Origin of the sequence: Streptococcus sp. 27098_8_76, assembly GCF_041432315.1 — a bacterium.
Taxonomy (GTDB): domain Bacteria; phylum Bacillota; class Bacilli; order Lactobacillales; family Streptococcaceae; genus Streptococcus.
Map to the genome: position 1 here is coordinate 34,037 of NZ_JAPVZI010000007.1, position 25,133 is coordinate 59,169.

Annotated in this window: 28 protein-coding genes; 22 read left to right on the plus strand and 6 right to left on the minus strand. The window is 38.4% G+C overall.

The features are described from left to right. The first annotated feature begins 43 nt into the window (after positions 1-43). The 13 genes from O3636_RS06205 (at position 44) to lacG (ending at position 11,446) form a co-directional block, all read left to right on the plus strand. Positions 44-520, plus strand: a complete 477-nt coding sequence (locus tag O3636_RS06205) for a PTS sugar transporter subunit IIA (protein ID WP_000521972.1) — start codon at positions 44-46, stop codon at positions 518-520. Positions 521-558: 38 nt separating this feature from the next. Beyond that, positions 559-864, plus strand: coding sequence for a PTS sugar transporter subunit IIB (locus O3636_RS06210; protein ID WP_000590547.1), 306 nt, complete (start codon positions 559-561; stop codon positions 862-864). Positions 865-911: 47 nt separating this feature from the next. Next, a complete protein-coding gene (locus O3636_RS06215; protein WP_371642236.1) occupies positions 912-2,387 on the plus strand; it encodes a PTS transporter subunit IIC in 1,476 nt (491 codons plus the stop codon). 25 nt (positions 2,388-2,412) lie between these two features. After that, the gene (locus tag O3636_RS06220) at positions 2,413-2,559 is read left to right on the plus strand and encodes a hypothetical protein (protein ID WP_261055673.1); all 147 of its coding nucleotides are present in this window, start codon (positions 2,413-2,415) and stop codon (positions 2,557-2,559) included. Positions 2,560-2,637: 78 nt separating this feature from the next. Next, entirely contained in the window at positions 2,638-3,534 is an 897-nt protein-coding gene (locus O3636_RS06225; RefSeq protein ID WP_371642238.1) for an aldose 1-epimerase family protein, read from the plus strand. 282 nt (positions 3,535-3,816) lie between these two features. Further along, on the plus strand, positions 3,817-4,242 hold the full coding sequence (lacA, locus tag O3636_RS06230; protein ID WP_000029277.1) for a galactose-6-phosphate isomerase subunit LacA: 426 nt from the start codon (positions 3,817-3,819) through the stop codon (positions 4,240-4,242). A gap of 30 nt (positions 4,243-4,272) precedes the next feature. Continuing rightward, on the plus strand, positions 4,273-4,788 hold the full coding sequence (gene lacB, locus O3636_RS06235; protein WP_001216914.1) for a galactose-6-phosphate isomerase subunit LacB: 516 nt from the start codon (positions 4,273-4,275) through the stop codon (positions 4,786-4,788). A gap of 10 nt (positions 4,789-4,798) precedes the next feature. Next, the gene (locus O3636_RS06240; protein WP_261012395.1) at positions 4,799-5,728 is read left to right on the plus strand and encodes a tagatose-6-phosphate kinase; all 930 of its coding nucleotides are present in this window, start codon (positions 4,799-4,801) and stop codon (positions 5,726-5,728) included. A 1-nt stretch (position 5,729) separates the two neighbouring features. After that, complete coding sequence (lacD, locus tag O3636_RS06245; protein WP_001229115.1) at positions 5,730-6,710, plus strand: tagatose-bisphosphate aldolase; 981 nt, start codon at positions 5,730-5,732, stop codon at positions 6,708-6,710. Between the two features lie 234 nt (positions 6,711-6,944). After that, complete coding sequence (locus tag O3636_RS06250; RefSeq protein WP_261012393.1) at positions 6,945-7,781, plus strand: transcription antiterminator; 837 nt, start codon at positions 6,945-6,947, stop codon at positions 7,779-7,781. Positions 7,782-7,816: 35 nt separating this feature from the next. Beyond that, entirely contained in the window at positions 7,817-8,134 is a 318-nt protein-coding gene (locus O3636_RS06255) for a PTS lactose/cellobiose transporter subunit IIA (RefSeq protein ID WP_069288786.1), read from the plus strand. Further along, a complete protein-coding gene (locus O3636_RS06260; RefSeq protein WP_261020878.1) occupies positions 8,134-9,825 on the plus strand; it encodes a lactose-specific PTS transporter subunit EIIC in 1,692 nt (563 codons plus the stop codon). Before O3636_RS06255 ends, O3636_RS06260 begins: the two co-directional genes overlap by 1 nt. 214 nt (positions 9,826-10,039) lie before the next feature. Then, positions 10,040-11,446 (plus strand): 6-phospho-beta-galactosidase, encoded by a 1,407-nt coding sequence (lacG, locus tag O3636_RS06265; protein WP_261202697.1) that lies wholly within the window; start codon positions 10,040-10,042, stop codon positions 11,444-11,446. A 39-nt stretch (positions 11,447-11,485) separates the two neighbouring features. Here lacG and O3636_RS06270 read toward each other — a convergent pair whose 3' ends face one another. The 4 genes from O3636_RS06270 to nrdH all read right to left on the minus strand — a co-directional run bounded on the left by O3636_RS06270 (position 11,486) and on the right by nrdH (position 16,011). Continuing rightward, positions 11,486-12,253 (minus strand): DeoR/GlpR family DNA-binding transcription regulator, encoded by a 768-nt coding sequence (locus O3636_RS06270; RefSeq protein WP_000917573.1) that lies wholly within the window; start codon positions 12,251-12,253, stop codon positions 11,486-11,488. 143 nt (positions 12,254-12,396) lie between these two features. After that, a complete protein-coding gene (gene nrdF / locus O3636_RS06275; protein WP_000451385.1) occupies positions 12,397-13,359 on the minus strand; it encodes a class 1b ribonucleoside-diphosphate reductase subunit beta in 963 nt (320 codons plus the stop codon). Positions 13,360-13,552: 193 nt separating this feature from the next. Further along, the gene (gene nrdE, locus O3636_RS06280) at positions 13,553-15,712 is read right to left on the minus strand and encodes a class 1b ribonucleoside-diphosphate reductase subunit alpha (protein WP_371642242.1); all 2,160 of its coding nucleotides are present in this window, start codon (positions 15,710-15,712) and stop codon (positions 13,553-13,555) included. Between the two features lie 80 nt (positions 15,713-15,792). Next, entirely contained in the window at positions 15,793-16,011 is a 219-nt protein-coding gene (gene nrdH / locus O3636_RS06285) for a glutaredoxin-like protein NrdH (RefSeq protein ID WP_000259240.1), read from the minus strand. A 349-nt stretch (positions 16,012-16,360) separates the two neighbouring features. On the opposite strand from nrdH, the gene O3636_RS06290 reads away from it, so the two are divergent. The 4 genes from O3636_RS06290 (at position 16,361) to O3636_RS06305 (ending at position 19,613) form a co-directional block, all read left to right on the plus strand. Beyond that, positions 16,361-16,624, plus strand: coding sequence for a phosphocarrier protein HPr (locus O3636_RS06290; protein ID WP_000146947.1), 264 nt, complete (start codon positions 16,361-16,363; stop codon positions 16,622-16,624). Positions 16,625-16,629: 5 nt separating this feature from the next. Next, positions 16,630-18,363 carry a phosphoenolpyruvate--protein phosphotransferase gene (ptsP, locus tag O3636_RS06295; protein WP_371642244.1) on the plus strand — a complete coding sequence of 578 codons (1,734 nt, stop codon included), beginning with the start codon at positions 16,630-16,632 and terminating at the stop codon, positions 18,361-18,363. Positions 18,364-18,496: 133 nt separating this feature from the next. Continuing rightward, positions 18,497-18,991, plus strand: coding sequence for a YkgJ family cysteine cluster protein (locus O3636_RS06300; RefSeq protein WP_371642246.1), 495 nt, complete (start codon positions 18,497-18,499; stop codon positions 18,989-18,991). 82 nt (positions 18,992-19,073) lie between these two features. Further along, positions 19,074-19,613: a ClbS/DfsB family four-helix bundle protein gene (locus tag O3636_RS06305; RefSeq protein ID WP_371642248.1), complete on the plus strand. Its 540-nt coding sequence runs from the start codon at positions 19,074-19,076 to the stop codon at positions 19,611-19,613. A gap of 98 nt (positions 19,614-19,711) precedes the next feature. Here O3636_RS06305 and dhaQ read toward each other — a convergent pair whose 3' ends face one another. Both dhaQ and dhaS read right to left on the minus strand, forming a co-directional pair. After that, a complete protein-coding gene (gene dhaQ, locus O3636_RS06310; RefSeq protein WP_371642250.1) occupies positions 19,712-20,701 on the minus strand; it encodes a DhaKLM operon coactivator DhaQ in 990 nt (329 codons plus the stop codon). Then, on the minus strand, positions 20,698-21,228 hold the full coding sequence (gene dhaS / locus O3636_RS06315; protein ID WP_070527476.1) for a dihydroxyacetone kinase transcriptional activator DhaS: 531 nt from the start codon (positions 21,226-21,228) through the stop codon (positions 20,698-20,700). The genes dhaQ and dhaS overlap by 4 nt, the downstream gene beginning before the upstream one ends. 152 nt (positions 21,229-21,380) lie before the next feature. On the opposite strand from dhaS, the gene dhaK reads away from it, so the two are divergent. The 5 genes from dhaK (at position 21,381) to O3636_RS06340 (ending at position 25,131) form a co-directional block, all read left to right on the plus strand. Continuing rightward, on the plus strand, positions 21,381-22,370 hold the full coding sequence (dhaK, locus tag O3636_RS06320) for a dihydroxyacetone kinase subunit DhaK (RefSeq protein WP_049511168.1): 990 nt from the start codon (positions 21,381-21,383) through the stop codon (positions 22,368-22,370). A 21-nt stretch (positions 22,371-22,391) separates the two neighbouring features. Next, the gene (gene dhaL / locus O3636_RS06325; RefSeq protein WP_371642253.1) at positions 22,392-22,967 is read left to right on the plus strand and encodes a dihydroxyacetone kinase subunit DhaL; all 576 of its coding nucleotides are present in this window, start codon (positions 22,392-22,394) and stop codon (positions 22,965-22,967) included. Continuing rightward, complete coding sequence (gene dhaM, locus O3636_RS06330; protein WP_371642255.1) at positions 22,967-23,341, plus strand: dihydroxyacetone kinase phosphoryl donor subunit DhaM; 375 nt, start codon at positions 22,967-22,969, stop codon at positions 23,339-23,341. Before dhaL ends, dhaM begins: the two co-directional genes overlap by 1 nt. 595 nt (positions 23,342-23,936) lie before the next feature. Beyond that, positions 23,937-24,809 (plus strand): hypothetical protein, encoded by an 873-nt coding sequence (locus O3636_RS06335; protein ID WP_371642257.1) that lies wholly within the window; start codon positions 23,937-23,939, stop codon positions 24,807-24,809. 124 nt (positions 24,810-24,933) lie between these two features. Then, the gene (locus O3636_RS06340; RefSeq protein ID WP_000658759.1) at positions 24,934-25,131 is read left to right on the plus strand and encodes a hypothetical protein; all 198 of its coding nucleotides are present in this window, start codon (positions 24,934-24,936) and stop codon (positions 25,129-25,131) included. Positions 25,132-25,133 lie beyond the last annotated feature (2 nt).

The window sequence follows — 25,133 nt, forward strand, 5'->3', positions numbered from 1 at the left end:
TTATACTTATAGCATAAAGTTAATGGAAAGAAGGGAAAACCTTATGGGATTAGATCATTTCTTTGACAAAAACCTTGTGTTTTGCTTAGAAGCGGATAATCAAGAACATCTCTTTGATCAGGTTGCAACTTTATTGGAAGAACGAGAAATCGTAACTCCAACCTATCGTGAAGCCTTGATCACGCGTGAAAAGTCATTTCCAACTGGCTTAGATATGGAATTTTTGGGTAAGGATTTGCCGAATGTGGCTATTCCTCATACAGATATTGTTCATAATCTAGCCGAAAAAGTTGTGGTCGTTCGATTAGATAAACCAGTGACTTTCCACAACATGATTGCGCCAGATAAGGAAGTAGAAGTATCTTTACTCTTCTTTATCATTAATAACTCAAGTTCAAGTCAAACAAACATTCTTGCTCAGTTGATGGACTTCTTTACTGGAAATGGTCATCTTGAAGACCTATCAAAAATTTCTGAACCAGAAGCTCTCTACGCTTATATTGCTGAAGCAATTGCTTAATCTTGTCTATTAAAAATATTAAATCGGAGGAAATCCATATGATTAAAATTCTTGCCGCCTGCGGTGCAGGTGTTAACTCAAGCCACCAAATTAAAAGTGCTCTTGAAGAAGAACTTTCAAACCGCGGTTTTGATGTTCACTGTGATGCAGTCATGGTCAAAGACGTTAACGAAGATCTTATAAAAGGTTATGACATCTTTACACCAATTGCTGCTACAGACCTTGGTTTTGACCCAGGTATTCCAGTTATCGAAGCAGGACCAATCTTATTCCGTATCCCAGCAATGAGTGCTCCAGTATTTGACAATATTGAAGCAGCTATCAAAGAACACGGGTTAAGCTAATTTTAATTTGTTAACATTCATATAACATAAAAAAGGGAGGAACTGTTATGGATGCAATCTTTGACCTAATCAAAGAGGTTTTCACACCCGTCTTAGATATGGGTGGTCCTGTCATCATGTTGATCATTTTGACAATATTGGCTCTACTTTTTGGAGTGAAATTCTCCAAAGCGCTTGAAGGTGGTATCAAACTTGCCATCGCTCTTACAGGTATCGGTGCCATCATCGGTATGCTAAATGGTGCTTTCTCAGCATCACTTGCAAAATTCGTTGAAAACACAGGTATCCAATTGAGTATTACTGACGTTGGTTGGGCACCACTTGCAACAATCACTTGGGGATCTGCTTGGACACTATACTTCTTGCTCATCATGTTGATTGTCAACATAGTGATGCTAGCCATGAAGAAAACAGATACACTTGACGTTGATATCTTCGATATCTGGCACTTGTCTATCACAGGTCTTTTGATTAAATGGTATGCTGACAACAATGGTGTGAGCCAAGGGGTTTCACTCTTGATTGCTACAGCAGCTATCGTCCTTGTCGGTGTGTTGAAAATTATCAACTCTGACTTGATGAAACCTACATTTGATGACCTTCTTAACGCTCCAAGTTCATCACCAATGACATCAACTCACATGAACTACATGATGAACCCAGTTATCATGGTTTTGGATAAGATTTTTGAAAAATTCTTCCCAGGTCTTGATAAATATGACTTTGACGCTGCAAAATTGAACAAGAAAATCGGTTTCTGGGGATCGAAATTCTTTATCGGTTTCATTCTTGGTATTGTTATCGGTATTATGGGAACTCCACATCCAATTGCAGGTGTTGCAGATGCAGATAAATGGCGTCTTGTTATCAGAGGATGGTTGTCTCTTGGTTTGACTGCCGGTGTATCTTTGGAACTCTTCTCACTTATCGGTTCATGGTTCATCGCTGCCGTAGAACCACTTTCACAAGGTATTACAAACGTTGCTACTAAACGTCTTCAAGGACGTAAATTCAACATCGGTCTTGACTGGCCATTCATCGCTGGTCGTGCTGAAATCTGGGCTTGTGCTAACGTACTTGCACCAATTATGTTGATTGAAGCTGTACTTCTTTCAAAAGTCGGAAATGGTATCTTGCCACTTGCAGGTATCATCGCAATGGGTGTTACTCCAGCTCTCTTGGTTGTAACACGTGGTAAATTGCTCCGTATGATTATCTTCGGAACACTCTTGTTGCCACTCTTCCTTCTTTCAGGTACACTTATCGCACCATTTGCAACAGAACTTGCTAAAGGTGTAGGTGCCTTCCCAGCAGGTGTGAGCGAAACTCAATTGATTACTCACTCAACTCTTGAAGGACCAATCGAAAAACTTCTTGGTTGGACAATTGGTAACACTACAACTGGTGATATCAAAGCAATCCTTGGTGCTGTAGTCTTCCTTGTATTCTATATCGGTATCTTTGCTTGGTACAGAAAACAAATGATCAAACGTAACGAAGAGTACGCAGCGAAAGCAAAATAATGCGCTCCTATAAAATGTAAACTCAATGAAAATCAAAGAGCAAACTAGAAAGCGAGTCGCAGGTTGCTCAAAATATAGTTTTGAGATTGTAGATAAGACTGACGAAGTCAGTGACCATATCTACGGCAAGGCGACGCTGACGAAGTTTGAATTGGATTTTCGCAGAGTGTAAATTGTTGAAACTAGGTTGTCATACCATTAGGAGTGACAGCCTAGTTTTTTATAAACTATCAAGAAATCGGAGAAAATAATGGTAATTGAATTAAAATCAGAACAATTAAGAGTTCAATTTAACAGTTTTGGTGGGGCTCTTTCTTCTATAAAAGATGCCGAGGGACTTGAGTATTTGTGGCAAGGGGATGCTACTTATTGGAGTGGACAAGCTCCTGTTCTCTTTCCCATTTGTGGTTCATTGAGAGAGGATACAGCACTTTATATAGATGAGAACGGGCAAGAAAGCAAAGGAAAGATTCCTCGTCATGGTTTGGTTCGAAAGAAAGAATTTGAATTAGTTGAACAGACAGACAATAGTGTAACTTTTGCAATTGAAGACGATGAGAATAGCTATCAGAACTACCCTTATCATTTACGCCTAGAAATCACTTATATCCTTACTGGCAAGACAATACGGACTCAATACAAGATTTTCAATAAAGAAACTAGCAAGGTCCTGCCTTACTTTATTGGTGGACATCCAGGCTTTAATTGTCCCTTACTGGATGATGAAGTCTATGAAGATTACTATTTAGAGTTTGAGAAAGCAGAGACTTGCTCTGTTCCACGTCCTTTCCCAGAAACAGGTATGTTGGATTTCCAAGATAGAAGTCCATGGCTAGAATATCAAAAAGAAGTAGACCTCAGCTATGATTTGTTTAGCACAGATGCAGTTACCTTAGATGAATTACAATCTAGGACAATTGCCCTTCGTTCTCGTAAACATGATAAAGGGTTGAAAGTGCACTTTGCAGAGTTTCCAAACCTCATCATCTGGTCAACTTTGAACAAGGGACCTTTCATTGCCTTTGAACCATGGTCTGGCTTGTCAACATCTCTTGAAGAAGGAGATCATTTAGAAGATAAGAAGAATGTTCGTCTCTTAGAGCCAGGACAAGTGGATCAAATTGGTTTTGATATCGAAATTTTTTAGTTAAAAAACACAAAAACAAACATTAACTGTTGACTTTTTCAGAAAATAGGAGTATATTATGTTTGTAAGCAACAAATGATGTTTGTCACAAACAAATAATCACTTGTTATATTCTCTTTGAAAGAGAGATTATTTCTAGGAAACTGGTTTCCTAAACTTGAATAAGGTGTCATTCATCTCATTCAATCCAATTTGTCAATAAACTGCTAGAAAGCTTTTTGTAGGTAAACTAATAACCATAAAAGTCTTTACTAGCCTAGAAAAATAAAAGGAGTATACAATATGTCTATTGTTATCGGTGCAGATGCTGCAGGTTTGAGATTGAAAGAAGTTGTGAAAGACTTCTTGGAAAAAGAAAACTTCCACGTTGTGGATGTTACAGCCGAAGGTCAAGATTTTGTTGATGTGACTCTTGCTGTTGCTGCAGAAGTGAACAAAGAAGAACAAAACCTTGGTATCGTGATTGATGCATATGGTGCTGGTCCATTTATGGTTGCAACTAAAATCAAAGGAATGGTTGCTGCAGAAGTATCTGACGAACGTTCAGCTTATATGACTCGTGGACACAACAACTCACGTATGATCACTATGGGTGCACAACTTGTCGGTGATGAATTGGCTAAAAACATTGCTAAAGGATTTGTTAACGGTAAATACGATGGTGGACGTCACCAAATTCGTGTTGACATGTTGAACAAAATGTGCTAATTAGATTACAGTAAGAAAGGTAAGTTAAAAATGAGAATTGCAATTGGATGTGACCACATCGTAACAGATGAAAAAATGGCGGTTTCAGAATTTTTGAAATCAAAAGGATATGAAGTCATTGACTTTGGTACATATGACCATACACGTACTCACTACCCAATCTTTGGTAAAAAAGTAGGGGAAGCTGTAACTAGTGGTCAAGCTGATCTTGGGGTATGTATCTGTGGTACTGGTGTTGGTATCAACAACGCTGTAAATAAAGTTCCTGGTGTTCGTTCTGCCTTGGTTCGTGATATGACAACAGCCCTTTATGCTAAAGAACAATTGAACGCCAACGTTATCGGTTTTGGTGGTAAAATTACTGGTGAATTGCTCATGTGTGATATCATCGAAGCTTTCATTCATGCTGAATATAAACCATCTGAAGAAAACAAAAAATTGATTGCGAAAATTGAACACGTTGAAAGTCACAATGATCGACAAACAGACGCAAACTTCTTCACTGAATTCCTTGAAAAATGGGATCGCGGAGAATACCACGACTAAGAGGTGACCTATGATTTTAACAGTCACAATGAACCCATCCATTGATATTTCCTATCCCTTGGATGAGTTAAAGATTGATACTGTCAATCGTGTGGTGGATGTAACCAAAACGGCTGGTGGTAAGGGACTCAATGTTACCCGAGTACTTTCAGAATTTGGGGATTCTGTTCTTGCTACTGGTTTAGTGGGTGGCAAACTTGGTGAGTTTTTGGTTGAAAATATCGATGATCAAGTAAAGAAAGATTTCTTCTCAATTCAGGGAGAAACTCGTAACTGTATCGCTATTCTCCATGGAGACAACCAAACAGAAGTTCTTGAAAAAGGTCCTGTAGTATTGGAACAGGAAGGTCAAGAATTTTTGGAACATTTCAAAAATCTTCTGGACTCAGTTGAAGTAGTAGCTATCTCAGGTAGTCTGCCAGCTGGCCTTCCAGTTGATTACTATGCGAGCTTGGTAGAACTTGCTAATCAAGCTGGCAAACCTGTTGTTTTGGATTGTTCAGGTGCAGCACTTCAGGCAGTTCTTGAATCACCACATAAACCAACAGTCATCAAACCAAATAATGAGGAATTGTCTCAACTTCTAAGTAGAGAAGTTTCCGAGGATTTGGATGAATTAAAAGAAGTTCTCCAAGAACCTTTGTTTGCAGGGATTGAATGGATTATCGTTTCACTTGGTGCCAACGGTGCCTTTGCCAAACATGGCGACACTTTCTACAAGGTAGATATTCCTAGAATTCAGGTAGTCAATCCTGTTGGATCTGGAGACTCTACTGTGGCAGGGATTTCTTCAGGACTACTTCATAAAGAATCGGATGCAGAATTACTCATCAAGGCTAATGTCCTTGGTATGCTCAATGCTCAAGAAAAAATGACTGGTCATGTCAACATGGCCAACTATCAAGCTCTATATGATCAATTAATAGTAAAAGAGGTATAAAATGGCTTTAACAGAACAAAAACGTGCACGCTTAGAAAAACTTTCTGATGAAAATGGTATCATCTCAGCTCTTGCATTTGACCAACGTGGTGCTTTGAAACGCCTTATGGCTCAACACCAAACAGAAGAACCAACAGTGGCTCAAATGGAAGAACTCAAAGTCTTGGTAGCAGATGAATTGACTAAATACGCTTCATCTATGCTTCTTGACCCTGAGTATGGACTTCCAGCAACTAAAGCTCTTGATGAAAAAGCTGGTCTTCTCCTTGCTTATGAAAAAACAGGTTATGACACAACAAGTACAAAACGTTTGCCAGACTGCTTGGATGTTTGGTCTGCAAAACGTATTAAAGAAGAAGGTGCAGATGCAGTTAAATTCTTGCTTTACTATGATGTAGATAGCTCAGACGAACTCAACCAAGAAAAACAAGCTTACATCGAACGTATCGGTTCTGAATGTGTGGCTGAAGATATCCCATTCTTCCTTGAAATTCTTGCTTACGATGAAAAAATTGCTGATGCAGGTTCTGTAGAATACGCTAAAGTAAAACCACACAAAGTTATCGGTGCTATGAAAGTCTTCTCAGACCCACGCTTTAACATTGATGTCTTGAAAGTTGAAGTTCCTGTTAACATTAAATATGTTGAAGGCTTCGCTGAAGGTGAAGTGGTTTATACACGTGAAGAAGCAGCAGCCTTCTTCAAAGCACAAGATGAAGCAACTAACTTGCCATACATCTACTTGAGTGCTGGTGTATCAGCTAAACTCTTCCAAGATACTCTTGTATTTGCTCATGAATCAGGTGCAAACTTTAACGGAGTTCTTTGTGGACGTGCTACATGGGCTGGATCAGTTGAAGCTTACATCAAAGATGGTGAAGAAGCAGCTCGCGAATGGCTTCGCACAACTGGATTTGAAAATATTGATGAACTCAACAAAGTTCTTCAAACAACAGCGACTTCATGGAAAGAACGCGTGTAAGCAAGTCCTCCTAGGTTAGGAACGTGAATCTAAAAAAATTTTAAAAAAAGCTTTATGTAAAGGTTTACAAAACAACTTACTTGTGCTATACTTAAATCACAAGTTAATACAAGGTGAGTGTTACTAAGTAATATTAGGCATGATCACAGGTGAATTAGAAATCGGCTGATTTTCTAGTTCATTTGTGGTCATTTTTTGTACTAATATACCTTTAAGATATAAAAGGAGGTTGACATGTATCGAATTCTAAATCCAATGAATCACAATGTCTCGCTTGTCAGAAATGATAAAGGAGAAGAAGTGATTGTGATTGGTAAGGGGATTGCATTTGGAAAGAAGAAAGGGGATTTGATTGCTGAACATCAGGTTGAGAAAATCTTTCGGATGAAGACCGAAGAGTCGAGAGAAAACTTTATGGCTCTCCTCAAAGATGTTCCGCTTGATTTTATCACAGTGACTTATGAAATCATTGATAAGCTATCAAAGAAATATCATTATCCGATTCAAGAGTATCTCTACGTAACCTTGACAGATCATATTTACTGTTCTTACCAAGCGCTATCACAAGGAAGATACAAGGATAGTAATCTGCCAGATATTTCCACTAAGTATCCTGTCGCTTTTCAAATCGCAAATGAAGCATTTGAAATTTACCGTCAGAAGCTAGCAGATCATTTTCCTGAGGACGAAATTATTCGGATTGCTTATCATTTCATCAATGCTGAGGGCGAGAATGAAGTCCAAGTGGTTGAGTCGATTGATAAGAGGAAAGAAATTCTCAGGAATGTTGAAGAAGTTTTAACGGACTATGCAATTCAACGAACTAAAGAGAATAACCATTTCTATGATCGTTTTATGATTCATTTGAATTATTTCTTGGATTATTTAGACAGATCTAGAGATGATAACCAATCACTTCTGGATATGGAAGAACATATTAAACTATCCTATCCAAAAGCCTTCGAGATTGGTTCCAAGATCTATGATGTGATTACGCAACATACGGGTCTTGATTTGTATAAAAGTGAACGAGTTTATCTAGTTCTACATATCCAACGTTTATTGTCATAAAAATGTAATTAAAAATACATAAGGAGAATTCTATCATGAATAGAGAAGAAGTAACATTGTTAGGTTTTGAAATCGTAGCCTATGCTGGCGACGCTCGTTCAAAACTATTGGAAGCCTTGAAGGCTGCTGAAGCTGGTGATTTTGAAAAAGCGGACGATCTGGTAGAGGAAGCTGGTAGCTGTATTGCAGAGGCTCACCACGCGCAAACAAGTCTATTAACTAAGGAAGCTTCAGGTGAGGACTTAGCTTATAGTGTAACCATGATGCATGGCCAAGACCACTTGATGACAACCATCTTGTTAAAAGATTTGATGCACCACTTAATCGAACTTTATAAGAGAGGAGTTAAATAATGAACAAACTAATTGCATTTATTGAGAAAGGAAAACCTTTCTTTGAGAAATTATCTCGTAATATCTATCTTCGTGCTATTCGTGATGGTTTCATTGCAGGTATGCCTGTTATTCTCTTCTCAAGTATCTTTATCTTAATCGCCTTTGTACCAAACTCATGGGGCTTCCAATGGTCTGATGAAGTAGTGGCTCTATTGATGAAACCTTATAGCTATTCAATGGGTATTCTCGCACTTTTGCTAGCTGGTACGACTGCTAAATCATTAACAGACTCTGTTAACCGTAGCATGGAAAAAACCAACCAAATCAACTATATGTCAACTCTATTAGCTGCTATTGTTGGATTATTGATGTTGGCAGCTGATCCAATTGAAGGTGGCTTTGCAACAGGATTCCTAGGAACAAAAGGTTTGCTTTCAGCCTTCCTAGCAGCCTTTGTGACTGTAGCAATCTATAAGGTTTGTGTTAAGAACAATGTCACTATTCGCATGCCTGACGAAGTTCCACCAAATATCTCACAAGTATTTAAAGATGTGATTCCATTCACTCTATCAGTGGTTTCTCTTTATGCTCTTGATTTACTAGCTCGTCATTTTGTTGGTGCAAGCGTAGCTGAATCAATCGGTAAATTCTTTGCTCCATTATTCTCTGCAGCTGATGGTTACCTAGGTATTACCATTATCTTTGGTGCCTTTGCCTTCTTCTGGTTTGTTGGTATCCATGGTCCATCTATCGTTGAACCAGCTATCGCAGCTATTACCTATGCCAATGCCGAAGTCAACTTGAACCTTCTCCAACAAGGTATGCACGCTGACAAGATTCTTACTTCTGGTACACAAATGTTTATCGTTACCATGGGTGGTACTGGTGCGACACTGGTTGTTCCATTCATGTTCATGTGGTTAACAAAATCAAAACGTAACCGTGCAATCGGACGTGCTTCAGTAGTTCCAACTTTCTTTGGTGTAAATGAACCAATCTTGTTTGGTGCACCGCTTGTTTTGAACCCAATCTTCTTCATTCCATTTATCTTTGCTCCAATTGCAAACGTATGGATCTTTAAGTTCTTTATCGAAACACTTGGCATGAACTCATTTACTGCCAACCTTCCATGGGTTACTCCTGGACCTTTGGGGATTGTCCTTGGAACAAACTTCCAGTTCTTATCATTCGCTCTTGCTGCCCTTCTAATTGTGGTTGACGTTGTCATTTACTATCCATTCCTTAAGGTCTATGATGAACAAATTCTTGAAGAAGAGCGTTCAGGTAAATCTAATGATGAATTGAAAGACAAAGTTGCTGCAAACTTCAACACTGCAAAAGCGGATGCTATTCTTGAAAAAGCGGGTGTAGAAGCAGCACAAAATAAAATCACTGAAGAAACAAATGTCCTCGTTCTCTGTGCTGGTGGAGGTACAAGTGGTCTCCTTGCAAATGCTTTGAACAAGGCAGCTGCAGAATACAATGTTCCTGTGAAAGCAGCAGCAGGTGGCTATGGTGCTCACCGTGAAATGTTGCCAGAGTTTGATCTTGTTATCCTTGCCCCTCAAGTTGCTTCAAACTTTGAAGATATGAAAGCAGAAACAGATAAACTCGGTATTAAACTTGCCAAGACAGAAGGCGCTCAATACATCAAATTAACTCGTGATGGAAAAGGTGCTCTAGCATTTGTACAAGCGCAATTCGATTAACGATAGGGACTCTGAAAAGTCTCCTATCGTTACGGAAATCGCTATAGCGAATTTCCTAATCGCCTTGTTAATTCGTCGGTAAAAAGATATCGTTTTTACCTCCTCATGTCACAATTCGGTGACTTGGTACAAGAAGTGAGATGGAGAAGGATGGCTCACTGACTCCTCTCCTCTCACTTTTACTTTATTTTAAATCAAGAAATAGGTGAAAAAAATGACAAAAACACTTCCAAAAGACTTTATTTTCGGTGGCGCAACAGCTGCCTATCAAGCAGAAGGTGCTACACATACTGATGGTAAAGGACCAGTAGCGTGGGATAAATATCTCGAAGATAACTACTGGTACACTGCAGAACCAGCCAGTGATTTTTACAATCGATACCCAGTTGACCTCAAGCTAGCAGAAGAGTATGGTGTTAATGGTATTCGAATTTCTATTGCTTGGTCACGTATTTTCCCAACCGGTTACGGTCAAGTAAATCAGAAAGGTGTCGAGTTTTATCATAATTTATTTGCAGAGTGTCACAAACGTCATGTTGAGCCTTTTGTAACTCTTCATCACTTTGACACGCCAGAAGCTCTCCACTCAAATGGGGACTTCTTAAACCGTGAAAATATTGAACACTTTGTAGACTACGCTGCCTTCTGTTTTGAAGAATTTCCAGAAGTAAACTATTGGACGACCTTTAATGAAATTGGGCCGATTGGTGATGGTCAATATTTAGTTGGTAAATTCCCTCCAGGTATCCAGTACGACCTTGCCAAAGTCTTTCAATCACACCATAATATGATGGTGTCTCATGCGCGTGCGGTAAAATTATATAAAGAGAAAGGCTATAAAGGTGAAATTGGTGTTGTTCATGCCCTGCCAAGCAAGTATCCTTTGGATCCTAAAAATCCAGCAGATGTTCGCGCTGCTGAGTTGGAAGATATCATTCATAATAAATTTATCTTGGATGCAACTTATCTTGGACACTATTCAGATGAAACGATGGAAGGTGTCAACCATATCTTATCAGTCAATGGTGGTAGCTTGGATCTTCGTGAAGAAGATTTCGAAGTATTAGAAGCAGCAAAAGATTTGAACGATTTCCTTGGTATTAACTATTATATGAGTGACTGGATGGAAGCTTGCGATTGTGAAACAGAAATCATCCATAACGGTAAAGGTGAGAAGGGAAGCTCTAAATACCAAATCAAAGGTATTGGTCGTCGCGTAGCACCTGATTATGTACCACGTACGGACTGGGATTGGATTATCTACCCTCAAGGTTTGTATGATCAAATCATGCGTGTGAAGAAAGATTATCCTAACTACAAGAAAATCTACATCACTGAAAATGGTCTTGGATATAAAGATGAGTTCGTTGATAACACTGTTTACGATGATGGTCGTATTGATTATGTAAAACAACACTTGGAGGTCTTGTCAGATGCGATTGCAGATGGAGCTAATGTAAAAGGTTACTTCATTTGGTCATTAATGGATGTCTTCTCATGGTCAAACGGTTATGAAAAACGTTACGGTCTCTTCTATGTAGACTTTGAAACTCAAGAACGTTATCCGAAGAAATCAGCTCATTGGTACAAGAAAGTAGCGGAAAGTCAGATTATAGATTAAACTGTAGATAAAAATCCCCACCAATCGGTGGGGATCCTTTTATGGTTTAGAAAGAATAATTTTTGTTTGTTTCGAAAGTTGTTCAAACGTTTCTTTGCTCAGTTTAGAGTCTGAAACGATGGTATCAATATCAGAGATATTGTAGAAGGTATAAAAATCAAATTTATTGAACTTACTATTGTCAGCTAGTAAGTATTTTTTATTGGAATTATTGAGGGCGATGCGTTGAGATTCACCTTCCTCTTCGCTAAAGGTCGCAATCGCATTGTCTTTAATACCATTACAGCTAACGAAGGCTTTAGAAAATTGGAGATTGGCTAAGTTTTGCAAGGTTAGTGTTCCTACAAATGCTCCAGTAATAGAGCGATAGTTTCCACCAATTAAAATCAAATCTGTTAGTTTTCGTTCGTTTAGGATGAGAAAGACTGGTAAACTGTTTGTTACAACACGAATATTATCAATTGGAAGTTCACGGGCAAAAGATTCCAATGTTGTTCCTGGGCCGATAAAAATGGTTTCCCCTTCATCGATTAAATGGCCTGCAAAACGGCTGATTTCTTGTTTTTCTGCAATTTGTAAGCTTTGTTTTTCAATATTGGAACGTTCATTATTTAAAATAGAACCTGTGCGAATTTTCTCAGCTCCTCCGTGCACTCGAACAAGTAAATCCTTGTCAGCTAACTCTTGCAAGTAGCGTCTAGCAGTCATATCTGACACATCCAAGCGAGTCATGATTTCTTTTACAGTAATAGTTCCCTTTGTATTTACCGTTTCTAGAATATTATCTAGTTTTTCCTGCTTTAACATCGTTATCACCTCTATTTCTATTACTATTTTATCATAAAGTGTTCAATCAATCAATTTAAAAAACAAAAGAAAACAAAAACAAAAATATCATGGTTGTTTTAAACAAGCCATGATATTTGTTATCACATATAAAATAGATGATATTAGTCCAAACCGTAGTTGTAATCATCGTCTTGCATGGCTTCAACTTCGCCAAGAAGGTAACCATTTCCGACTTGAGAGAAGAAGTCGTGGTTGGAAGTTCCTGTTGAAATACCGTTCATAACGATTGGGTTGACATCATCCGCTGAGTCTGGGAAGAGTGGATCTTGTCCCAGGTTCATGAGTGCCTTGTTAGCATTGTAGCGAAGGAAGGTTTTAACTTCTTCCGTCCAACCAACACCGTCATAGAGGCTTTCTGTGTAGCCTTCTTCATTCTCGTAAAGAGTGTAGAGCAGGTCGTACATCCAATCTTTGAGTTTTTCTTGCTCTTCTTCAGGCAATTCATTGAAACCAAGTTGGAATTTGTAACCGATGTAAGTTCCGTGAACAGACTCGTCACGAATAATTAATTTGATGATTTCCGCAACGTTGGCAAGTTTGTTATTACCAAGGTAGTAGAGCGGTGTGAAGAAACCAGAGTAGAAGAGGAATGTTTCAAGGAAGACGCTGGCTACTTTCTTTTCAAGTGGGCTACCGTTTAGGTAGATTTCGTTGACGATCTCAGCCTTCTTTTGTAGGTAAGGATTGGTATTGGTCCATTCGAAAATTTCTTCAATCTCAGCCTTTGTATTCAAGGTAGAAAAGATTGATGAATAAGATTTTGCGTGGACAGATTCCATAAATTGGATGTTATTGAAAACAGCTTCTTCATGGGGAGTACGGATGTCTGCGCGAAGGGCTTGAACCCCAGTTTCAGATTGCATGGTGTCGAGAAGGGTTAAACCACCAAAGACTTTTCCTACCAAGTCTTTTTCTACATTTGATAGCTTTCTCCAGTCATCCAAGTCATTTGACAAGGGAATACGTGTATCAAGCCAGAATTGCTCCGTCAGTTTTTCCCAAGTTGATTTGTCGATGACATCTTCGATGGCATTCCAGTTAATGGCTTTGTAGTAAGTTTCCATTTGAAATCTCTTTCTGTGTTTAGTATTGCGAACTCACGATCATTTCTATTTTATCATAATTCTAGAGGAGTATCGCACAAAAAGTCGGAAGCCCGACTTTTTGTTATTTCATAGTATAGATGCTTATTCCAGTCTAGTTTAGCAGGGTGAATGAATCACTAATCTGAGAAAAAGGAGTTTTCTCAAGCAAAGATTAAATCACACAGCTTTCACATTGGTTGGCACCGACTTCTCCACCATCATCTGTAAAGGTACGGACGTAGTAGATAGACTTGATACCCTTGTTAAAGGCATAGTTACGAAGGATTGATAAGTCACGTGTCGTTTGTTTGTTTTCTTTCTTCCATTCGTAAAGACCTTTTGGAATGTCACTACGCATAAAGAGAGTAAGTGAAAGTCCTTGGTCCACGTGCTCAGTCGCAGCAGCGTATACATCAATCACCTTACGCATATCCATGTCGTAGGCAGAAGTGTAGTAAGGAATGGTTTCTGTTGACAAGCCAGCTGCAGGGTAGTAGATTTTACCGATTTTCTTTTCTTGACGTTCTTCGATACGTTGCGTAATCGGGTGGATAGAAGCAGAAACGTCATTGATATAGCTGATAGAACCATTTGGCGCTACAGCAAGACGGTTTTGGTGGTAAAGTCCATCTGCTTGAATCTTATCGCGAAGTTCAGCCCAGTCAGCAGCGCTTGGGATAAAGACATCTTTGAAGAGTTCTTTAACACGGTCTGATTTTGGAACAAATTCGCCAGTCACATACTTGTCGAAGTAGCTTCCGTTAGCATAGTCTGATTTTTCAAAGTTGTGGAAGGTGATACCACGTTCACGAGCAATATTGTTTGACTCAACTAAAGTCCAGTAGTTCATAAGCATAAAGTAGATGCTTGTAAACTCAACCGACTCGGGCGACCCATACTCAATCAGTTGTTGGGCAAGGTAGCTATGAAGTCCCATGGCACCAAGACCAAAGGTATGAGCTTGGCTATTTCCGTGGTCGATGGTAGGAACAGCTACGATATGTGAACTATCTGTAACGAAAGTAAGGGCACGAACCATAGCACGGATTGAGCGACCAAAGTCAGGTGAAGTCATCATGTTAACCACGTTGGTTGAACCAAGGTTACATGAAACATCTGTTCCCATTTGAAGGAATTCTTGAGCATCGTTGATCAAGCTTGGTTCTTGGACTTGAAGAATTTCAGAACACAAGTTACTCATGATAATCTTTCCATCAACAGGATTTGCACGGTTAGCCGTATCAATGTTGACGACATAAGGGTAGCCAGATTCTTGTTGCAATTTAGAGATTTCAGTTTCCAAATCACGCGCCTTGATTTTTGTCTTGCGGATATTTGGATTTGCGACCAATTCATCGTATTTTTCAGTGATATCGATGTAGTTAAATGGCACACCGTATTCAAGCTCTACAGAGTACGGGCTGAAGAGGTACATTTCTTCATTTTTACGTGCTAATTCGTAGAATTTATCAGGTACCACCACACCAAGTGAAAGGGTCTTTACACGAACTTTTTCATCGGCGTTTTCTTTCTTAGTTGAAAGGAAGGCAATGATATCAGGGTGAAAGACATTGAGGTAAACAACCCCAGCACCTTGACGTTGACCCAATTGGTTGGAGTAAGAGAAGCTATCTTCGAAAAGCTTCATAACAGGAACGACCCCAGAAGCTGCTCCTTCATAACCCTTGATAGGTGCTCCAGCTTCACGAAGGTTGCTGAGGGTAATTCCCACACCACCACCGATACGTGAAAGTTGAAGGGCAGAGTTGATAGAACGTCCGATAGAGTTCATATCATCCGTTACTTGGATCAGGAAGCAAGATACCAACTCCCCACGACGAGCACGACCAGCATTCAAGAAGGAAGGAGTAGCCGGTTGGTAGCGTTGGTGGATGATTTCATTAGCAATATCGATTGCAACAGATTCATTCCCATCAGCGAAATAAAGGGCGTTAAAGAAGACACGGTCTTCCATACTTTCAAGATAGTATTCACCGTCGTTAGTCTTTAAAGCATATTGATTATAAAACTTATAAGCTGCCATGAAAGACTTGAATTGGAAGTTTTGGTCTTTGATAAATTGTGACAATTCTTCCAAAAATTCTGGACGGTATTTCTTGATAAAGGCTGTTTCGATGTAGTTGTGTTCAATGAGATAGTTGATTTTATCTTTGATTGAATCAAAAGCCATAGTGTTTGGAACTACATTTTCTTTAAAGAAGGCATCCAAGGCTTCTTTATCTTTATGAAGCATGATTTGTCCATTGACAGGACGGTTGATTTCGTTATTGAGACGGAAGTAAGTCACGTCTTCAAGATGTTTTAATCCCATAAAATTTCCCTTATCTAATTACAAAAGAAAGGCCTCTAAGTTAGCCCTAGAAGCAGTTTCTTCTGGATGATGTACTAAGATTATGCTAATTGTTTCAGTTTTCCTGGTTGGAAACCTGAAAAGACTTCAGTTGGTGTTTGGATAACAGGAGCTGCGCTGAAACCGAGCTCTTTAACTTGATCGATGTACTCAGGTTGCTCATCAAGGTTGATTTCACGATAAGCGACATTATTACTGTCCAAGAAACGCTTGGTCATCTTACATTGGACACAGTTGTTTTTAGAATAAACGGTTACCATTGTGTAACTCCTCTTTAAAATTTAATACTATCCTAGTATATCAGAAAATAAATTTTTGTCAATGATTTAAAACTAAATATAGTGGTCTGTTTTTGCACATGACTTTACAAAACACAATATGTAGTGTTTTATTTGTAAAATAGTGATAATTGTCCTATGAGTTGTTTTTTGAAAAACTATATCCTGTGTTTTGTTATTCGATATGGAAGATTTTCAGCAAGTTATCTGAAAGGAAATCGAATAAATCCCATAAAATGCTTGAAAAAAATCCTAGAAGATGATATAATACCAAATTGTAAGGGTTATCACATATAACTCAAAAAAGAAAGAACAAAAGGAGAGTCAAACTATGGCTTCTAAAGATTTCCACGTAGTGGCAGAAACAGGTATTCACGCACGTCCAGCAACATTGTTGGTACAAACTGCTAGCAAATTTGCTTCAGATATCACTCTTGAGTACAAAGGTAAATCAGTTAACCTTAAATCAATCATGGGTGTTATGAGTCTTGGTGTTGGCCAAGGTGCTGACGTAACTATCTCAGCTGAAGGTGCGGATGCAGATGACGCTATCGCTGCAATCTCAGAAACAATGGAAAAAGAAGGATTGGCATAAGGAAAATGACAGAAATGCTTAAAGGAATCGCAGCATCTGACGGTGTTGCAGTTGCAAAAGCATATCTACTCGTTCAACCGGATTTGTCATTCGAGACTGTTTCAGTCGAAGATACAAACGCAGAAGAGGCTCGTTTGGATGTTGCTCTTGAAGCTTCTCAAAACGAGCTTTCTCTTATCCGTGAGAAAGCTGTAGGTACGCTTGGTGAAGAAGCGGCTCAAGTTTTTGACGCTCATTTGATGGTTCTTTCTGACCCAGAATTGATTGGTCAGATTAAAGAAACAATCCGCGCTAAGAAAGTCAATGCTGAAGCAGGTCTTAAAGAAGTGACTGACATGTTCATCACTATCTTTGAAGGTATGGAAGACAACCCATACATGCAAGAACGTGCAGCGGATATCCGCGATGTGACAAAACGTGTATTGGCAAACCTTCTTGGTAAAAAATTGCCAAACCCAGCTTCTATCAATGAAGAAGTAATCGTAATTGCGCATGACTTGACACCATCTGATACAGCTCAATTGGACAAAAACTTTGTAAAAGCTTTTGTAACTAATATTGGTGGACGTACAAGCCACTCAGCTATCATGGCACGTACACTTGAAATTGCAGCTGTATTGGGAACAAATAACATCACTGAAGTGGTGAAAGACGGTGATATCCTTGCCGTTAACGGAATCACTGGTGAAGTCATTATCAACCCAACAGATGAACAAGCGGCAGAATTTAAAGCAGCTGGTGAAGCTTATGCTAAACAAAAAGCTGAATGGGCACTTTTGAAAGATGCTCAAACAGTGACTGCTGACGGTAAACACTTCGAGTTGGCTGCTAACATCGGTACTCCAAAAGACGTTGAAGGTGTTAACAACAACGGTGCAGAAGCTGTTGGACTTTACCGTACAGAGTTCTTGTACATGGATTCTCAAGATTTCCCAACTGAAGACGAACAGTATGAAGCATACAAGGCTGTTCTTGAGGGAATGAATGGTAAACCAGTGGTTGTTCGTACAATGGATATTGGTGGAGATAAGGAACTTCCTTACTTCGATATGCCACACGAAATGAACCCATTCCTTGGATTCCGTGCCCTTCGTATCTCTATTTCTGAAACTGGAGATGCAATGTTCCGTACACAAATCCGTGCCCTTCTTCGTGCTTCTGTTCATGGTCAATTGCGTATCATGTTCCCAATGGTTGCCCTCTTGAAAGAATTCCGTGCAGCTAAAGCAGTTTATGAAGAAGAAAAAGCAAACCTTCTTGCAGAAGGAGTTGCAGTTGCGGATGACATCCAAGTTGGTATCATGATTGAAATCCCTGCAGCGGCTATGCTTGCAGACCAATTTGCTAAAGAAGTTGACTTCTTCTCAATTGGTACAAACGACTTGATCCAATACACAATGGCAGCAGACCGTATGAACGAGCAAGTTTCATACCTTTACCAACCATATAACCCATCAATCCTTCGCTTGATCAACAACGTTATCAAGGCAGCTCACGCTGAAGGTAAATGGGCTGGTATGTGTGGTGAGATGGCTGGTGACCAAAAAGCTGTTCCACTTCTTGTCGGAATGGGCTTAGATGAGTTCTCTATGTCAGCAACATCAGTCCTTCGTACACGTAGCTTGATGAAGAAATTGGACACTGCTAAGATGGAAGAGTACGCTAACCGTGCCCTTACAGAGTGCTCAACAATGGAAGAAGTTCTTGAACTTCAAAAAGAATACGTTAACTTCGATTAATGTCATTAACCTTGTAACCTAGTTGCAAGGTTTTTTGACGCATTTGGGGAAAGTATAGTCTTATAAAGTCCACTTTTCAATGAGTCAGAGGCATGATATAATAGGAGGAAACAAATAGAATAAGAGAGAAATAATGTCTAAAGAAATTGATATTGAGTATTACCATCAGCTAGCCTTACAAAAGCAGAAGGAGCATCGTAAAGTTTTAGCCAATTTAAAGAAAAAGCCACCAAAAAATCTAGATAAGATAGCCCAGCAGATTCACCAAGAAGTTTTTGCAGAAATTGATTGCACTGCCTGTGCCAACTGTTGCAAGACATTGGGGCCTGACTTTAAAGAAGCAGATATTACTCGTATTGCTAAGTACTTTAAGATGAAATTACCTGCTTTTGAAGCGGAGTTTCTGCAGGTAGATAAAGATGGGGATAAGGTTTTCAAATCCATGCCCTGCCCCTTTTTAGGAGGAGATAATCTCTGTTCCATTTATGATGTTCGTCCAAAGGCCTGTCGAGAGTTCCCCCATACAGACCGTAAAAAAATCCATCAAATCAATCATTTGACAATTAAGAATACCTTGACCTGTCCAGCAGCCTATCTCTTTGTTGAAAAATTAAAGGATAAGTTGTAGAAATTTGTGACTTTAAATCTTGTACAAAGATTACAGGAGAAAAAATTCTCATAATAACTAGCAATATGAAAGGAGAACTTCTATGCCTAGACCAAAAACAAAAGAGGAACTAGTATTAGCCTCTAAGGAGAATTATGAAAAGCTAAACCTTTTCATCTCTAAACTAAGTGAAGAAGAGTTGCAGACTCCTTTTGATTTTTCAAGAGACCAAAAGAAAAAGGAAGCGCACTGGAAAAGAGATAAAAATCTACGGGATGTCCTGATCCATCTTTATGAATGGCAGCAGTTACTTTTGATCTGGGTACATTCTAATCAAAAGGGTCATGAGAGACCTTTTCTCCCTGAGTCTTATAATTGGAAAACTTATGTAGAAATGAATGTCGCTTTTTGGAAAAAGCACCAGAAAACGTCGCTAGAAGAAGCGACTAGGCTCTTAAATCAATCACATAGAGAGGTTTTAGAGTTGATAGAAGTTTTTAGCGATGACGAACTCTTTACCAAAGGCATCTATAAGTGGACAGGTGGGACAAGTCTAGGTTCCTACTTTGTCAGTAGCACGTCAAGCCACTATGATTGGGCTCTGAAAAAACTCAAAGCTCATCAGAAGAATTGTAAGGTGTAGATGAACTCTTTGAAATAGAAAGAATGAATTCTTTTAAACATGGGATAAGATTAAAAGGGCTATTAAGTGATGTAGCCCTTTTGAGTTATACAAGAAAATTACCATGCAAAAGCTGGCGTTGGAGCATGTAGCGCTTCTAACCACTGTTTATTTTTTACGGGGCAGAGAGTTACGGATATACCTGCCATATCTAGACTGGTCATAAATGTTCCTGATTTTATAAAGGTAATAGTGACTCCTTCAATTTCTAAGAGTTGAAGAAGATCATTGATAAATATGCCCATTTCTAGATTGGTAGTAGTACCTAGATTATTTACAAGTAATATGAATTGATCTCCTTTTTTCCAGTGATAGTGCAATCTTAATTTGCTTATAATTTCATTTGCAAGGATTTCCGAAGATTGAAATGGGACGATACGATAGCCTTCTTCGCCATGTATTCCTATGCCATAGGAAATATTTCCTTCTTCCAAGTTAAATAGTGGAAGGGTGGTTTGCGGTAGACTAGCTGATTTCGTTGCAAAGCCAATTGTTGCGATTTCGGGAGCAAGCTGATGACCTAAATCAGTTAGTTGCTCTATGTCGGCACCATTTTGAGCTGCAAATCCTAGGATTTTATGAAGTAAGATTGTCCCTGCAAGCCCTCTTCCTCTAATTTGAAATCTATTGTGAGGTTCAATTGAAATATCGTCGTGTGCTAGACTATAGCCGACTTTAATTCCTTCTTTTCTAGCAGTGTTAATGGCCGAGCTAAATTCTTTGATGTCTGCTTCGAAATTTTTTACAATGATGAAGACACCTTGACCATTGTTTAAAAAACGAATGGACTCTAAGATTTCAGTTCTTGTAGGAGGAGTAAATAATTGGCCATAGATAGCAGCAGTAAGCATTCCTTTTCCAACATATCCAATATGAGCAGGTTCGTGACCGGAACCTCCACCCGACAATATTGGAACCTGATGAGGATTGCGATTTTTTTGATAGACTAATGGTAAGGTAGGGTGTTTTTCTAATTCAGGATGACTGCTGACAGTTGCTGAAATGTAACTTGAAATAATTTTCTGTTTATGATTTGAAATAAATGTCATTGTGGTCTCTTTCCAATAATTGTCATGATTAGAAAGTCTGGTTGTGGAACTGGACTTTTTTTATTGACGTAAGCCTTCACGATTTCTGCTAGAGCATGTGAATGATAGTCTAACAAAAAACAAGTATAAGCAGATGAATCGATATCAATCTGACCGTATTCTCTTAAAATTTTTGATACAAGCAAGCGACAGTAGCTGATAAATTGGTCATAGAAGTTATTTTGCCCTTGAATATCAAAAAGTTGAATATAAAAGTCACGCTCTTGTTCGAAATAAAAAAATAATTCTTGTAATAGTTTTTGGCCCGAAATGAAGTCCAAGTTATTGGTGATATACTCGGTTAAGTCATTTTCAAATATCCAGTCTAGCAGTTCATATTTGTCAAGAAAGTGATTATAAAAGGTCTGTCTACGAATGCCAGCTGATTCCATGATATCTACAATGGAGATTTTGTCAAATTCTCTAGTAGCTAATAGGTCTCTAAATGCCTTGGCAATCCGTTTTTTTGTAATAAGTGATGATGCCATAGGAAACCTTTCTTTTACTTACTTCATTTTACCAAAAAATGTTTTAAACGGGTTTAAAAGGGGACAAATAATAGAATCTGTCCCTTATCAGCCAGCAGTAAAAAATATATAATGAAAGCGAAAACAAAGGTACATGCCGAAAGGAGTTTCTCATGAAAAAAATTATAAATGAACCGACACAAGTTGTTGATGAAATGTTGCAGGGATTGTCATTCATGCATGATGACCTGGTAGAACGCTTAGATGGTTTTGATGTCATCGTTAGAAAGGCAGAAAAGACAGGAAAAGTTGGTCTCATTTCAGGTGGAGGTTCAGGACATGAACCAAGTCATGCTGGATTTGTAGGAGAAGGAATGTTGTCTGCTGCCATTTGTGGAGCAGTCTTCACCTCACCTACTCCAGACCAAATTTTAGAAGCCATCAAGGCGGCTGATGAAGGTGCTGGAGTTTTTATGGTCATCAAGAACTATTCTGGTGACATTATGAACTTTGAAATTGCACAAGAACTTGCTGAAATGGAAGGTATTGATGTAGCAAGTGTTGTAGTCGATGATGATATTGCGGTTGAAAATAGTCTTTATACCCAAGGTCGTCGAGGTGTCGCAGGTACTATATTAGTCCATAAAATTTTGGGAGATGCGGCTCGTTCTGGTAAATCATTAGCTGAAATGAAGGACTTGGCCGATAAACTTGTGTTAGAAATTAAAACAATTGGGCTGGCCCTGTCTGGAGCAACCGTTCCTGAAGTTGGGAAACCTGGATTTGTTCTAGAAGATGATGAATTTGAATATGGAGTTGGTATTCATGGTGAGCCAGGATATAAAAAAGAGAAAATGCAACCTTCAGCACAATTGGCCTCTGAATTGGTTGAAAAACTATCTGAAGGTTTCCAACTTAAAGCTGGAGAACGCTATGGCCTTCTCATTAATGGTTTAGGAAGCACTCCTCTTATGGAGCAATATGTATTTGCAAATGATGTGGCTAAATTACTCCATGAAAAAGGTGTTGAGTTGGCATTTAAGAAAATTGGAAACTATATGACATCAATCGATATGGCTGGCTTGTCATTAACACTGATTCGATTGGCAGATGATGAGTGGTTGGATGCTCTAAATGCACCTGTTACTACCCCAGCTTGGTAAGACTCAAGGAGGAAATGTCGCATGAATGCTGAGCAAGCACTTGAATGGATGAAGCTTTTTAATGAAAAGATTCAAGAACAGAAAGATTACCTTAGTGAGCTAGACACCCCTATAGGAGATGGAGACCACGGTGGAAATATGGCGCGTGGCATGGCTGCAGTTATGGAAAACTTAGAAGGAAAGAAATTTGAGACCAGCAGTGATGTGTTTAAGCTTGTCTCAATGCAACTACTGAGTAAGGTAGGCGGTGCTTCTGGTCCCTTGTATGGCTCTGCTTTTATGGGCATGGCCAAGGCTGATGCAAATTCGAAAATAGAGGAAATCTTACAAAGCGGTTTGGATATGATTGTCAAACGTGGGAAAGCAGAAGTTGGAGAAAAGACAATGGTTGATGTTTGGACTCCTGTTATTGCTGCTTTGTCTGCTGGTCAATTGACTCAAGAGGTTATTGATAAGGTAGTGAATGCTACCAAAGATTTACTTGCAACTAAAGGAAGGGCATCTTATGTAGGAGAACGTTCTCTTGGACATATTGATCCTGGATCATTCTCATCAGGATTACTCTTTACTGCTCTTTTAGAAACTGGGGTGGTTTGATGGGAAGTATTGGTCTTGTTATCGTTTCACATTCCAAAAACATTGCAGAAGGTGTTGTTGAACTGATTAGTGAAGTAGCTAAAGATGTTCCGATTACTTATGTAGGAGGAACCGAAGATGGAGGAATTGGAACAAGTTTTGATCAAGTAGATAGGGTTATTTCTGAAAATCCAGCAGATACTTTATTAGCCTTTTTTGACCTAGGTTCTGCTAAAATGAACTTAGAAATGGTGGCTGATTTCAGTGATAAAAGTATCATGATCAATAGGGTTCCAATTGTAGAAGGTGCCTATACTGCAGCAGCTCTTCTTCAGGCTGGTGCAGAACTGTCAGTTATTCAAACACAGTTGGCGGAGCTTGAAATAAATAAATAAGAAATTTTACTATAACTCTTTTTATAGGCGGGCTATTGATTATCTCAACTATCAAATTTTAAGTAAATAATTTCAAAATCAGAAAGGGATTGCTTTAGGCAGTTCCTTTTTAATGTAAAAGGAGTGGAATCATAGCGTTTCTAAATTGTTAATACTCTTCGAAAATCAAATTCAAACCACGTCAACGTCGCCTTGCCGTACTCAAGTACAGCCTGCGGCTAGTTTCCTAGTTTGCTCTTTGATTTTCATTGAGTATAATAATTCAAAACTGATTGTGATGGGACTATTCTAGCTTTAGAATTGCTTAAAAATTAACATTTAAGTCTATCAATAGCTTAGAATAGCGCGAAAACATTTAGTTTATAGGAATTCTAGGTCTAGAATTACATAGATATTTATGAAGTTAGGGTGTTCGATAGTTAGGATTGTTCTATTCTGAAAGATTTGAGCTGTCAATTGTATAGGATAGTGTTATTCTATGTTAGATTCCAGTAAAAATGATTGGATAAATAATATTAAAGAAAAATCAAAATCATAATTTTGTTTAATATGGTATAATATTTCTAATAATTTAAACATAATGAGGTAGTAATTTATGGATGAAGTTTTATTTTTTGGAGAAGATGACTTCGATATTCTTGATATTGATGGTTATGAACTAAAACCCTCATCGTTTTTTAATAAGTTACCAGAAATAGCTAAACCATTAGTTAAAAATGCAAATAAAATCTTATCTGAAGTAGAAAGAATGTTATATTCTGCTCCAGCCTTTATCAATGTTGTCCAATCTAGTATACCTGAAGAGGTTTTTCAGGCAATTCTTTCTCCAGAACAACGGGAACAAATTGCTCAAGGAGTGTTAAAATTAATGACAAAGAAAGATGGCTCTCTCTTGGCTGTATTAGTAAACACTAATACTAATAAAGTCATTGGAAATGTACCATTGAAATCTGTTAAGTTGACACCAGAATTAAATAAAGCGTTAGCCGATTATTCGTCACAAATTCAAATGGCTCAGATTGCAGAGGAGATTCAAAATGTACAATATGCTATTGAGGACGTCAGAAAAGGACAGGAGTCAGATAGACTTGCACTAGCCTATAGTTGTCAACAGAAACTCTTGCAAGCTAGAGAGATATCAGATCCAAACATTAGAACAATGATGTTACTGCAAGTTATTTCAGATGCAGAAGATAGTAGAAATCTCTTAATGCTTAGTCAAAAATCAAATGTAAATTTTATCAAAGAACAACCAGATTCTACTTGGGGTAAGTTATTAAAAGGGGATAAACCAGATAAAATTGAAGCTCGTATGAATGAGATTAGAGATGGATTAGCAGCTGTTAATATCGTTTCACTATCAGCAGCAATAGCCTATAATGAGTTGGGCGAGAAAAAGCTGCTCAAAAAAGTTTGGATTACTTTGGGAAATTTATTAACGAAACTTATCTCAGTTCTCAGGAATTAGTAGAGAGACTTGATTTACTTGATCCTTCTCCTACAAATTACTGGACAAAAGAATTGCCAAAAATTGAAACTTCGATAATGAAATTACCAAATAAACCAGAATCTATTGAGACAGAGGTGCTAGAATGAAAGAAATAAAAAAATGCAAGACATGTACTAGGGATTTACCATCAAGTTATAAGCACAATAAGTGCGAATCGTGTAGAAACAAAAAAATAGATGAAGCAAAAAAGATACTTAAAGTTGTTGGACAAGTTGGAAGTGTGGTTACTCCAGTTGTAGTTGGTATGTTGATGAATAAAACTAAGAATAAGAAGAAATAAAC